At 53.1% G+C, this 12072-nt stretch carries 13 protein-coding genes; 10 read left to right on the top strand and 3 right to left on the bottom strand.

All coding sequences use genetic code 11. The annotated features are described in order from the left end of the window. Positions 1-99: 99 nt before the first annotated feature. The 3 genes from RUMCAL_RS09830 to RUMCAL_RS15575 are packed head-to-tail and all read right to left on the bottom strand — an operon-like array spanning position 100 to position 2348. Entirely contained in the window at positions 100-858 is a 759-nt protein-coding gene (locus RUMCAL_RS09830) for an amino acid ABC transporter ATP-binding protein (protein ID WP_021682673.1), read from the bottom strand. Between the two features lie 11 nt (positions 859-869). Continuing rightward, entirely contained in the window at positions 870-1523 is a 654-nt protein-coding gene (locus tag RUMCAL_RS15570) for an amino acid ABC transporter permease (protein WP_021682674.1), read from the bottom strand. Between the two features lie 21 nt (positions 1524-1544). After that, complete coding sequence (locus RUMCAL_RS15575; protein WP_021682675.1) at positions 1545-2348, bottom strand: amino acid ABC transporter substrate-binding protein; 804 nt, start codon at positions 2346-2348, stop codon at positions 1545-1547. Between the two features lie 470 nt (positions 2349-2818). On the opposite strand from RUMCAL_RS15575, the gene RUMCAL_RS09845 reads away from it, so the two are divergent. The 10 genes from RUMCAL_RS09845 to RUMCAL_RS09890 all read left to right on the top strand — a co-directional run bounded on the left by RUMCAL_RS09845 (position 2819) and on the right by RUMCAL_RS09890 (position 12045). Further along, positions 2819-3604 carry a transporter substrate-binding domain-containing protein gene (locus RUMCAL_RS09845; RefSeq protein ID WP_021682678.1) on the top strand — a complete coding sequence of 262 codons (786 nt, stop codon included), beginning with the start codon at positions 2819-2821 and terminating at the stop codon, positions 3602-3604. Between the two features lie 15 nt (positions 3605-3619). Further along, on the top strand, positions 3620-4321 hold the full coding sequence (locus RUMCAL_RS09850) for an amino acid ABC transporter permease (protein ID WP_021682679.1): 702 nt from the start codon (positions 3620-3622) through the stop codon (positions 4319-4321). Next, positions 4308-5033, top strand: a complete 726-nt coding sequence (locus RUMCAL_RS09855; protein ID WP_021682680.1) for an amino acid ABC transporter ATP-binding protein — start codon at positions 4308-4310, stop codon at positions 5031-5033. Before RUMCAL_RS09850 ends, RUMCAL_RS09855 begins: the two co-directional genes overlap by 14 nt. Before the next feature lie 3 nt (positions 5034-5036). Next, positions 5037-5456 carry a GNAT family N-acetyltransferase gene (locus tag RUMCAL_RS09860; protein ID WP_021682681.1) on the top strand — a complete coding sequence of 140 codons (420 nt, stop codon included), beginning with the start codon at positions 5037-5039 and terminating at the stop codon, positions 5454-5456. A 357-nt stretch (positions 5457-5813) separates the two neighbouring features. After that, complete coding sequence (locus tag RUMCAL_RS09865) at positions 5814-6503, top strand: class II aldolase/adducin family protein (protein ID WP_040647840.1); 690 nt, start codon at positions 5814-5816, stop codon at positions 6501-6503. Between the two features lie 16 nt (positions 6504-6519). After that, complete coding sequence (gene fucU / locus RUMCAL_RS09870) at positions 6520-6963, top strand: L-fucose mutarotase (protein WP_021682684.1); 444 nt, start codon at positions 6520-6522, stop codon at positions 6961-6963. Then, the gene (locus tag RUMCAL_RS09875; protein WP_021682685.1) at positions 6960-8414 is read left to right on the top strand and encodes a rhamnulokinase; all 1455 of its coding nucleotides are present in this window, start codon (positions 6960-6962) and stop codon (positions 8412-8414) included. The genes fucU and RUMCAL_RS09875 overlap by 4 nt, the downstream gene beginning before the upstream one ends. A 10-nt stretch (positions 8415-8424) precedes the next feature. Further along, positions 8425-10269 (top strand): L-fucose isomerase, encoded by a 1845-nt coding sequence (locus tag RUMCAL_RS09880; RefSeq protein ID WP_021682686.1) that lies wholly within the window; start codon positions 8425-8427, stop codon positions 10267-10269. Between the two features lie 547 nt (positions 10270-10816). Further along, entirely contained in the window at positions 10817-11524 is a 708-nt protein-coding gene (locus RUMCAL_RS09885; RefSeq protein WP_040647841.1) for a polysaccharide deacetylase family protein, read from the top strand. After that, positions 11521-12045 (top strand): cob(I)yrinic acid a,c-diamide adenosyltransferase, encoded by a 525-nt coding sequence (locus RUMCAL_RS09890; RefSeq protein WP_021682690.1) that lies wholly within the window; start codon positions 11521-11523, stop codon positions 12043-12045. Before RUMCAL_RS09885 ends, RUMCAL_RS09890 begins: the two co-directional genes overlap by 4 nt. The last annotated feature ends 27 nt before the right edge of the window (positions 12046-12072 follow it).

A 12072-nucleotide genomic window follows, 5' to 3' on the forward strand; every position in this document is an offset into this window, starting at 1 on the left:
GTCGCACAATCTTTGTGCGGTATTGCCCTAAAAACACCAGCCGCGGGCAAATACGGATTGCCTGCGGCTGGTGTTTTTTGATTCTTGCGTTTTCTGTTATTACTGATAATGTGCCAGAAACTGACGGGTGCGTTCCTGTGCGGGACGCTCGAAAATCTGTTCCGGCGTGCCTTCTTCAACAATGTAACCGTCTGCCATGAAGATGATCCGATTGGAAATGGCTCTTGCAAAACTCATTTCGTGGGTAACGATGACCATTGTCATGTGATCTTCCGCCAGCAGACGAATGACTTCCAGAATTTCACCAGTCAGTTCCGGATCCAGTGCAGAAGTCGGTTCGTCGAAAAACAGGATCGACGGGGACATTGCCAGAGCACGTACAATGGCAACTCGCTGCTGCTGTCCGCCGGACAGCTCGCAGGGATACGCTTTTGCCTTGTCAGCCAGACCGACTTTTTTCAGCAGTTCCATTGCTGTTTTCTCTGCTTCGGTACGGCTTTTCTTGAGGATCAGCCGCGGGGCTTCGGTGATGTTCCGGAGCACGGAATAGTGCGGAAACAGGTTGAAGTTCTGGAATACCAGACCAAAATAGTGTTGGATCTTGCGGAATTCCGCCTTGGGGGCATAGACCGGACGCTTGCCGTCCTTCGCCTGCACTGCCTCCTGTCCCATGTAGGAAATTTTTCCGCTGGAGAGTGTTTCCAGAAATGTGCAGCATCGCAGCAGTGTCGATTTTCCGGAGCCAGAGGGACCGATAATGGAGAGCACCTCTCCCGGCTTTACGGAAAAGGAAATATCCTTGAGAACCTGCACCTCTCCAAAATGCTTTTGCAGGTGTTCAACTTCTAAGTAATTCAATGTGGCACCTCTTAAATCTTGTAGTAGTTCAGCTTCTTTTCCAGCAGGGACATCAGACCGGCAACTACCAGATTGAAGACATAGTAGAAGATCGCAGCAGCCAGATAGGGGAGCATGGAGGTTTCCGAAGCCGCGATCATCTGGGTCTCTGTAAACAGTTCAATGTAGGAGATCGCAAAGGCGAGGGAAGTATCCTTGACCAGTGTGATCGATTCGTTGGTCACTGCCGGCAGCACCCGCTTGATCATTTGCGGGGTAATGATCCGCAGGAATTTCTGCATGCGGCTGTACCCCAGAATCTTGGCAGCTTCGTGCTGTCCAACGGGAATGGACTGAATGCCGCTGCGGAAAATTTCTGCAAAATAAGCGGCGTAGTTCAGCGAAAAAGCGATGATTACTGCCCAGAAGCGGTAATTGGTCGTCAGGGGAAGTCCGAACAGAAAATACTTTCCGAAATAGATGACCAGCAGCTGTAACATCAGCGGCGTGCCGCGGACAACAGAAATGTAAAATTTCATCAGCCACTGTACCGGCTTCCATGCATACATGCGAGCCACACAGATGAGAAGTCCCAGCGGCATGGAAAATATCAGTGTCAGCAGGAAGATCCATGTGGAACGCAGCATGCTGTCGCTCAATTGTGCGACGATTTCAAAAAAAGACATATCAGGTTTCCTTTCGGAGATTTAGTCAATAACAGAATCCGTCAGATCCCACTTTTCAGCGATCTCTGCAAACTTGCCGTCCTCACGCATTTCGTCCAGTGTTTTCTGTACCTTGTCCCGCAGCTCGGTGTTGTTCTTGGCGAAGCCCACTGCATACTGTTCTGCGGAGAGCACGTCGTCCAGAATCTTGTACTTGCCGTCGCGGGATTCCATCTGATACTTTGCAACGCCGATGTCCATGGCAATGGCTTCTACTGCATTGGAGTCCAGATTCATAAAGGCTGTGTTGTAATCGGAAACGACTACCAGTTCCTTGAAAGAATCCTTCAGCTCCTTGTTGTCATCTTCCTTGAGGGCAGCCTCTGCGGAAGAATCGGTCTGTACAGCAACGCTCTTGCCGGCGAGGTCATCAAAGGTAGCAATGCCGCTGTCCTCCTTGACCACGAATACCTGCGAGTTGTCTACATACGGTTCTGTCCATGCGTATTCGTCCTCACGGCCATTCATGGTGAAGCCGTTCCAGATGCAGCTGATCGTACCGGAATTCAGTTCCATATCCTTGGCGTTCCAGTCGATGGGCTGCTTGACCAGTTCCCAGTCGTTCCGCTTGCAGACTTCCGCAGCCAGATCCAGATCGAATCCCACATATTCGCCGTTTTCGTCCTGATAGCCATAGGGCGGGAATGCGGCATCAAAGCCTACAATGAATTTTTCCTTGCCGCCGTTTTTGGAATTGTCTTTGCTGCTGCCGCAGCCCACCATGGAAAATGCCATTGCTCCGGCTGCAACGCCTGCCAGCAGGCGGATTGTCCAGTTCTTTTTCATACGTAAAACTCCTTTTTTTAATGATAGACGATATGCTGATGCAGCGGTGCTTTAGGAAACACTGCATAAAGCCCGCCTGACGGCTTTGCACGCAATCTGCGTGCAGATTTTTCGTCATATTGCCCAGAAATCCCTTGCCAGACACCAAGTCTGCCTGCGGAATTTCTGGGCAATCTGCCGAAAAATCTGACGACGCATCTTACCACAAGCTTTGCTCGGTGTTTCTTTTACAGCACTACTACATTATCACAAAAAACATTTTTATTATAACATGGTTTTTCCGGTCTGTCAACCGGATTTCACGTGTGAAAAGAAAGAATTTATCAACATATCATATCAAAAACGCAAAAAATCCGAAAATACCGGAAAACCGCTTGCATTCTTTGCGAATTTCGATTATAATAGAAAAGAATTGCGTATCAGCAATAAAAGCCATGTCAGTACAGGACTGACAGAAAGGAAGTTCACATATGAAAAAAACAACGAAAGCAATCGCACTTCTGGCAGCAAGCACGATGCTGGCAGTATCTCTGACGGCATGCGGCACTCCTGCCAACACTGTATTCAGTGCAGATGATCTGAAAGGCAAGAAGATCGGTGCACAGCTGGGAACCACCGGCTATGTCTATGCCGGCGATGTAGAAGATGCCACCGTAGAACCGTATAATAAGGGTGCAGATGCCGTACAGGCTCTGAAGCAGGGCAAGCTGGATGCTGTTATCATCGACAGCGAGCCGGCAAAGGCATTTGTGGCAAAGAACGATACCCTGAAAATTCTGGACGATCCCTTTGCAGAGGAAGAATATGCCATTGCCTACAAGAAGGGCAACGATGAACTGGGACAGAAGCTGGACGATGCTCTGACCAAGCTGAAAGAGGACGGCACACTGGACGAGATCGTCAGCCACTGGATCGGCGATAACGCAGACCAGAAGTCCTACACACCGGACGACAGCGTAGAACGGGACGGCACACTGGTTATGGCGACTAACGCAGAATTTCCGCCCTATGAGAGCGTAGACGGAGAGACCATTGTCGGTGTCGATGTGGATATGATGCAGGCTGTCTGCGACGAGATCGGCATGGAACTGAAAGTGGAGAACATGGAATTCGATTCCATTATTGCTGCTGTACAGTCCGGCAAGGCAGATGTCGGCGTAGCCGGCATGACTGTTACACCGGACCGTGAGGAAAACGTATCCTTTACACAGGGCTATGCAACGACGACACAGGTTATCATTGTCCGGAAAGACTAACAGGAGATCGTAACCGTGAATTTTATCGATAACTTTATAAATAAATTCCATTCCACTCTTATTGAGAAAGACCGCTGGCTGTACCTGCTGGACGGCTTGAAAACGACGCTGATCATCACATTTTTCGCGGTGATCCTGGGCATGGTGCTGGGCTTTCTCATTGCCATTGTCCGTTCCACCCACGACAAGACCGGAAAGCTGGGCTTTCTGAATGTTCTGGCACGGATCTATCTGACAGTGATCCGCGGCACGCCTGTCGTTGTACAGCTGTTGATTATCTACTTTGTCATTTTCGCTTCGGTGAATGTGGGGAAAACCTTTGTGGCGGTGCTGGCGTTCGGTCTGAACTCTGCGGCGTATGTGGCAGAGATCGTGCGTTCCGGCATTATGTCGATCGACAACGGACAGTTTGAGGCAAGTGCCAGTCTGGGACTGAACTACCCGAAAACACTGCTCTCCGTCATTCTGCCACAGGCGTTCAAGAACGTGCTGCCGGCACTGGCGAACGAGTGCATCGTTCTGCTGAAAGAAACTTCGGTTGCCGGCTATATTGCGGTGATCGACCTGACCAAGGGCGGCGATATTATCCGAAGCCAGACCTACGAGGCATTCCTGCCGCTGATCGCAGTTGCCCTGATCTATCTGATCATGGTCATGATCTTGAGTTCTCTGGTGACAAAACTGGAAAGGAGATTGGCGAGAAGTGATCGAGGTTAAACATCTGGACAAATCCTTTGGAGATCTCCATATTCTGAAAGACATTTCCACAAACATCGAAAAGGGCGAAAAGGTAGTCATCATCGGGCCGTCCGGTTCCGGCAAGAGCACCTTTCTCCGCTGTCTGAACCGTCTGGAACAGCCCAGCGACGGACAGATCTTCTTTGAGGGTGAAGACCTGACGCACATGCCCGACCGACAGCTTTACAGCGTGCGGCAGAAAATGGGCATGGTTTTCCAGCATTTTCACCTGTTCCCGCACCTGACCATTCAGAAGAATATCACTCTTGCACCGGTAAAGCTGAAACGCATGACACAGGCGGAGGCAGATGCCAAAGCCACAGAACTGCTGCAAAAAGTCGGACTGGCAGACAAGGCAAACCAGTATCCCGACCAGCTTTCTGGCGGACAGAAACAGCGTATCGCCATTGCCAGAGCACTGGCAATGAATCCGGATGTGATGCTGTTTGACGAACCGACTTCGGCACTGGATCCGGAAATGGTCGGCGAAGTACTGGAACTGATGCGGGAACTGGCAGACGACGGCATGACCATGATTGTGGTGACTCACGAAATGGGCTTTGCCAAGGAAGTTGCCTCCCGTGTGATGTTCATGGACGGTGGAAAGATCGTGGAAGAAAACGAACCGCAGGAATTTTTCAGCAACCCCAAGAATCCCCGCCTGCGAGAGTTCCTGTCCAAGGTACTGTGAGCAATGGCGTATCAGACTGTCATTTTGAAGCAGCTTAACGAGGGCTGTGCCGCTGTGCGAAAAGCCGTTTTCATGGAAGAACAGGGGTTTCAGCAGGAGTTCGACGACGTGGACGACCGTGCGTATCACGTGCTGATACAGGACGGAGAGCGTCCCGTTGCCACCGGACGACTGTTCACGGAGGACGGCGAAACATATCTCATCGGCAGAGTTGCCGTGCTGTCTGCCTATCGGGGGCAGCATCTGGGAGAACACGTTGTCACTGCACTGGAACAGCAGGCGAAGGCATGCGGTGCCAAGTGCATTACCCTTTCGGCACAATGCCGTGCGGCAGGCTTTTATGAAAAGCTGGGCTATACCAAAACAGAAGAGTATCACATGGACGAGTTTTGTCCCCATGTGACCATGCGAAAAGCATTTTGAAAGAGCAGAGCATACCGGAGCACATACGGCTTCGGTGTGCTTTTTTGTTGTGATCTGTCCGATGAAATATGACGGAATTCTGCGGAGAAACCCGTTCCGGCAGTGCGGGAAATAAATTGTTCACCAAATAAAATGTAAATTTCAGCCGAAAAAGCTGGACAATTCCATCAGAAAATTGTATAATAAAGATGGGATTTTCCGAGATGCCTTCCAAGCGGGCATTTTTTCGCAGCTTATGCGGAACGGTCTGGAACTATCGCGGAATTTCTGTCGGACGGTATCGTATCGTCAGAACGTCAGATTTGCAGAATGGTCTGACAAGGAGATGAACCCATGTGGTTCTTACAGGAGGATTCAATGAACGAACAGGAAATCAAAGAACAGCTTTGTGATGTCTGCCACAAGATGTGGCAGCTGGGCTGGGTGGCTGCCAATGACGGAAATGTTTCCGTGAAGCTGGAGGACGGCACCTTTTTTGCAACACCTACCGGCATGAGCAAAAGCTTCATCACACCGGACAAGCTGGTTCGCATCAACGACAAGGGCGAAGTGCTGGAGGGGGCTGCAGGGCTGCGGCCGTCCTCGGAAATCAAAATGCACCTCTGCTGCTATCGGGAACGTCCCGATGTGGGAGCTGTGCTGCATGCACACCCGCCTGTGGCAACCGGTTATGCCGTTGCCAACAAGGCACTGGACGAGTACACCATGATCGAGTCGGTAATTGCCATTGGCTCTGTGCCGGTGACACCTTACGGCACGCCCTCTACAGACGAAGTGCCGGAGGCGATCAAGCCCTATTTGCAGGAGCATGACGTGATGCTTCTGCAAAATCATGGTGCCCTGACGGTGGGAGCAGACCTGATCACTGCGTACTACCGCATGGAAACGCTGGAACTCTTTGCAAAGATCTCCCTGAATGCCCACCTGCTGGGCGGTGCACAGGAGATCTCGCGGGAGAACATCGACCGGCTTTGCAGCATGCGTGCACAGTACGGCGTAACGGGAAAGCACCCCGGCTATAAGAAGTACCCCAACGGTCAGAACTGAATCGGAGGTGTTTTTTATGCTGAAACACATTCCGGCGATTCTGACACCGGAGCTTTTGAAAGTACTCATGGAAATGGGACACGGCGATGAAATTGTGATCGCCGACGGCAATTTCCCCGGTGCGGCAATTGCACAGCGGCTGATCCGTCTGGACGGTCACGGCGTGCCGGAGATTCTGGACGCGGTGATGCAGTTCTTTCCGCTGGACAGCTACACGGAAAAGCCGGTGGGACTTATGGAAGTGGTAGCCGGCGATCCGGCAGTTCCTGTAATTTGGGACACCTACCGTGAGATCCTGAACCGGTACGAACCGGAGCACTGTGAGATCGAATTTATGGAACGGTTCGCATTTTACGAGCGTGCCAAAAAAGCATACGCCGTAATTGCCACCGGGGAAACGGCGATCTACGCCAACGTCCTGTTGAAAAAGGGCGTAGTCCTGCCGGAGGAAACCCCATGATGCGGTATGTGCTGGCACTGGATTTCGGAGCGTCCTCCGGCCGTGCCATGCTGGCAGGTTTTGACGGCAGCCGCATCACCTTGCAGGAAGTGCACCGCTTTGCCAATGAACCCGTTTCCAAGGACGGCAGATTGTACTGGAACGTGCCGCAGCTCATGGAAGAACTGGAACAGGGCTTGCAGGCGGGCTATGCCATTGCACCCTATGAAAGCATCGCCATTGATACGTGGGGCGTGGACTACGGTATGCTGGGGGCAGACGGCACCTTGCTGGAACTGCCGCGGCATTATCGGGACGGCAGAACAGACGGTATTTTGAAAAAGGCAGAACAGTTCCTGCCGGCAGCGGAACTCTACCGCCGGACAGGCACACAGGTCATGGAAATCAACACGCTGTTTCAGCTGCTCTGTCAGCGGGACAGCGGCGGCTTTGACCAGTGTGCCACGATTCTGCCAATGCCGGATCTGTTTGCGTATCTGCTGACGGGAACCATTTCCGCAGAACGCTCTATCGCCAGCACTACTCAGATGCTCTCCGCGGAAACCGGCACATGGGATCGGGAACTGCTGGAGCTTTTCCACATTCCCCACCGGATTCTGCCGGAAATTGTGGAAAGCGGCACGGCAAAAGGCACGCTTTCTCCGGAAGTACAGCAGCGGCTGGGCTTGCCGGCGATATGCGTGACGGCGGTCTGCGGGCACGATACCCAGTGTGCTGCATTTGCGGCTCCGGCAAAGACAGACAAGCATGTGTTCCTGAGCTGCGGCACATGGTCCCTGTTCGGAACCGAGCCGGAACAGCCGGTTCTGACAGAGCAGGCGGCGGCACTGGGCTTGTCCAATGAGGTCGGCTATGGGAAAAGGGTGACGTTCCTCAAGAACATCATCGGTCTTTGGCTGTTGCAGGAGTCCCGTCGGGAATATGCCCGTCAGGGAAAGAACTACAGCTTTGCGGAGATCGAAACCATGGCACGGCAGAGCCACGAACCGTCCAGCTTTATCGATCCGGACGATCCGGTCTTTGTGCCCCACGGGGATATTCCCAAGCGGGTGAAGGCGTTTTGCCGGAAAACCGGTCAGCATGTGCCGGAGAGCGACGGAGCCATTTTCCGCTGCATCTATGAAAGTCTGGCACTGAAATACCGCATGGCTCTGGAAGAACTGGAAGCCTGCACCGGTGAAACCTATCCTGTGATCCACATCATGGGCGGCGGTGTCAAGGACAGTCTGCTCTGTCAGCTGACAGCGGATTATTGTCAGCGGCTGGTGGCAGCCGGACCGGTAGAAGCTACCGTGTACGGAAATGCCGCGATACAAATGCTGGCACTGGGAATTTTGAAAACGCCGGCAGAAGCACGGCGTTGCATTGCCGCATCGGAATCGATGCAGTTTTATCATGCAGGAGCATTCCCTGCGTCATCTTATGAGAAATATCGAACCCTGTTGAAGTGAGGTTGAGTTTATGATATATCCGAAAATCGGTATCCGTCCGGTCATTGACGGCAGACAGTTCGGTGTCCGTGAAGATCTGGAACAGCAGACCATGGACATGGCATATGCAGCACAGAAGCTGATCGAGTCCCGTCTGCGGTATCCGGACGGCACAAAGGTGCAGTGCGTCATCGCCCCGAAAACCATTGGCGGCGGGGCAGAAGCCTATGAATGTGAAACCTTTTTTCAGACACAGAACGTGTGTGCTACCCTGTCCGTAACGCCCTGCTGGTGCTACGGCAGCGAAACCATGGATCTGAACCCGCTGACCATAAAGGCAGTGTGGGGATTCAATGGCACCGAGCGGCCGGGAGCCGTTTATCTGGCAGCCTGCATGGCGGCTCATGCACAGCGTGGCTTGCCGGCGTTTGCCATTTACGGCAAAGACGTGCAGGACAAGTGGCAGTCTGACGTTCCGGAATCCGGAGAGATTCCCGAAAAGAAAGCCTACATGCCGATTCCGGCAGATGTAGAGGAAAAGATCCTGCGGTTTGCCAAGTGTGCCGTTGCGGTGGGTGTCATGCGGAATAAGGCGTATGTCGGTCTGGGCGGCGTGTCCATGGGGATCGCCGGCTCCTACTGCAATTCGGACTTTTTCCAGAAGTATCTGGGAATCCGTGCGGAATGGGTAGACCTGACTGAAATTCTCCGCCGGATCCATCTGGGCATCTACGACCACGACGAGTACGAAAAGGCTCTGGCGTGGGTAAAGGCGAATTGTCCGGAGGGCTATGATGTCAATCGGGACGTGCCGGAGGATAAGGAGATCGACCCCTTCGGCATCAAGAAGCCCCGCACTGCCGAAGAAAAGGCAAAGGAATGGGAATTCATTGTCAAGTTTACGCTGATCGTACAGGACATTTTCTTCGGCAATCCGAAGCTGCTGGAAATGGGCTGGGCAGAAGAAAGCCACGGCAGAAATGCAATTCTGGGCGGCTTTCAGGGACAGCGTATGTGGACAGACTGGCTCCCCAACGGCGACTTCACCGAAGCCATTCTCAATTCCAGCTTTGACTGGAACGGGAAAAAAGAGCCGTCCATTCTGGCAACCGAAAATGACGGCCTGAATGGTACGGCGATGCTGTTCGGCAAGCTGCTCACCGGCACGGCAACGATCTTTGCCGATGTTCGAACCTACTGGAGTCCGGAGGCGGTGAAGCGTGTGACAGGTGTCGCACCTACCGGACGGGCGGCCGGCGGCTTTATCCACTTGATTAACAGCGGTGCAGCGGCTCTGGACGGCACCGGTGCATGCAGGGACGAAAATGGCACGGCGGTCATGAAGCCGTGGTGGGAAGTCAGCACCGATGATATTCAGGCAATGCTGGCAGCGACCGACTGGGCACCGGCAAATCTGGGCTATTTCCGCGGCGGCGGCTTCTCCTCGCACTATCGGACCCGTGCAGAGATGCCGGTGACGATGATTCGCGTGAACATTCTCAACGGCACACAGCCGCTGCTGCAAATCGCAGAGGGCTATACAGTAGACCTGCCGGACGAGATTCATCAGCCTTTGGACGAGCGTACCGATAAGACATGGCCGACCACATGGTTCGTGCCGAATCTGACGGGAGAGGGTGCGTTTACGGACGTGTACCATGTCATGGCAAACTGGGGTGCAAACCACGGCTGTCTGGCATACGGGCATATCGGAGCCGACCTGATCACGCTGGCAAGCATGCTGCGGATTCCGGTTTCGATGCACAATGTTTCCGAAGACCGGATCTATCGTCCGCACACATGGAGTGCCTATGGCACCAAGGATCTGGAGGCCGCGGACTATCGTGCGTGTGCCGACTACGGTCCGCTCTATTAAGGTGAATCCCGTGTTGTTCTCCTCGTGAGGGCGAAACGGATTTCATATATTCAGTTGCACACAGAAAGCCGCTCTCGGGATGCACCCTGAGGACGGCTTTCTTATTTTATCGTGTGACAGTGCAGCTGAGAAATTGCCGGTGCGTGCAGAAAGTGCAGTGTCAAGTCTGGCTTCGCATTGTTCCGTACAGGAATCGGAGGCGGCTGCGGCACAGACTGCTGATGCAGAACAGCACAGGTGAGCATGGCAGCAGCCAGCCGCTTTTTCTGGATAGAGTGCAGGGGACATACCTCCTTTGGAAAATGATGCAGTGTTTCCTGATCGTGTCAAAATATCAGCATACCCTAATATAGCATATTATGAATCCGCCTGCAATATGTTCGGGAAAACTCGTGGAAGTTCGTCTTTTTTCGAAAGCTGCGGGAAGATGCTGCTCTCTGTTCCGGAACGGGTGCCAGTATTTTTCGAAACACGCTTGGAATTGACAAATCCGCCTGCAAATGGTATAATGCCAAAAGTGACTACCCACAAGGAAAGGAGTTCCCCAATGAACTGGAAAAATCACTATCGAAAAGCCCTGACATTCAGCTATGACGACGGCAACGAGCAGGACAGAAAGCTGCTGGAGATCCTGAACCGCTATGGCATGAAAGCCACGTTTAACGTCAACACCGGACTGAACCACGACTGCGGCACATGGGTATACCGGAATGTGCTGGAAGTGCACCGGCTGAATCTGGCAGAGTGTTCGGAACTCTATGCCGGTCATGAAATGGCTGTCCATGGTGTTTACCACTACAATCTGACGGAACTGACACCGGAGGAGTGCACAGCGGAATTGCAGGACAATATTGCGGCAATCACAGAGATTTACGGCGCTGTTCCGGTGGGTATGGCATATCCCTACGGCGTGTTCAATGATGCGGTTGTGGAAGAACTGCGGCGGCTGGGAATCGGCTACGGACGAGGCACGGAAAGCTCTCACTGCTTCGCGGAACAGGAGGACTTGCTGCGGTTTCGTCCCACCTGTCATCACGATGACGAAGCTCTGTTCTCACTGGCGGAACAGTTTTTGCAGGCAGAAGCTGAAACGCCCCAGATCTTCTACATCTGGGGACACAGCTATGAATTCGAAGGCAACCGCAACTGGGACAGACTGGAACGCCTTTGTGAGATGCTTGCCGGCAGGGACGATATTTTTTACGGCACCAATCGGGAAGTGCTGCTGCCGGACTGGGCGGTGCAGACGAAATGAGCGGTCTGGTACATCTCTACTGCGGCGACGGCAAGGGTAAGACGACTGCGGCAATGGGGCTTGCGGTACGCTGTGCCGGCTGGCAGGAACGGGTGCTGGTGGTGCAGCTGATGAAGCAGGACAACTCCGGAGAACGGCGGATTCTGGAGCAGCTGCCGCAGGTCACCTTGTGGGAAACTTATCCCGATGCCAAGTTTTCCTTTCGCATGACACCGGCGGAAAAAGCAGAAGCAGCCCGCTGGTATACCGGACAATTCCGCAGAATTACCGAGGCAGTGCAGGGCGGGACGTATCGCATGCTGATACTGGACGAATTGCTCTCCTGTATCTCCTGTGGGTTTTTGCCGGAGGAAACGGTGCTGGCATTTCTGGACAGCCGTCCGGAGAATCTGGAAGTCGTCATGACCGGCAGAAATCCCAGTCCTGCACTGGCAGAACGGGCGGACTACCTCACCGAAATGTGTCTGCGGAAGCACCCGTATGAAGAAGGCATATCAGCACGAAAGGGCATCGAGTATTAGGGCAATACCGCACAAAGAGCGTCTGGC

The organism is Ruminococcus callidus ATCC 27760 (assembly GCF_000468015.1).
GTDB lineage: Bacteria > Bacillota > Clostridia > Oscillospirales > Ruminococcaceae > Ruminococcus_C > Ruminococcus_C callidus.

Excerpts from the sequence above, each read along its gene's own strand:
- RUMCAL_RS09890 (WP_021682690.1), top strand. The coding sequence starts at position 11,521 with ATGAGCGGTCTGGTACATCTCTACTGCGGCGACGGCAAGGGTAAGACG.
- RUMCAL_RS09880 (WP_021682686.1), top strand. The coding sequence starts at position 8,425 with ATGATATATCCGAAAATCGGTATCCGTCCGGTCATTGACGGCAGACAG.
- RUMCAL_RS09875 (WP_021682685.1), top strand. The coding sequence starts at position 6,960 with ATGATGCGGTATGTGCTGGCACTGGATTTCGGAGCGTCCTCCGGCCGT.
- RUMCAL_RS09845 (WP_021682678.1), top strand. The coding sequence starts at position 2,819 with ATGAAAAAAACAACGAAAGCAATCGCACTTCTGGCAGCAAGCACGATG.
- RUMCAL_RS15570 (WP_021682674.1), bottom strand. The coding sequence starts at position 1,523 with ATGTCTTTTTTTGAAATCGTCGCACAATTGAGCGACAGCATGCTGCGT.
- fucU (WP_021682684.1), top strand. The coding sequence starts at position 6,520 with ATGCTGAAACACATTCCGGCGATTCTGACACCGGAGCTTTTGAAAGTA.
- RUMCAL_RS09865 (WP_040647840.1), top strand. The coding sequence starts at position 5,814 with ATGAACGAACAGGAAATCAAAGAACAGCTTTGTGATGTCTGCCACAAG.
- RUMCAL_RS09860 (WP_021682681.1), top strand. The coding sequence starts at position 5,037 with ATGGCGTATCAGACTGTCATTTTGAAGCAGCTTAACGAGGGCTGTGCC.
- RUMCAL_RS15575 (WP_021682675.1), bottom strand. The coding sequence starts at position 2,348 with ATGAAAAAGAACTGGACAATCCGCCTGCTGGCAGGCGTTGCAGCCGGA.
- RUMCAL_RS09885 (WP_040647841.1), top strand. The coding sequence starts at position 10,817 with ATGAACTGGAAAAATCACTATCGAAAAGCCCTGACATTCAGCTATGAC.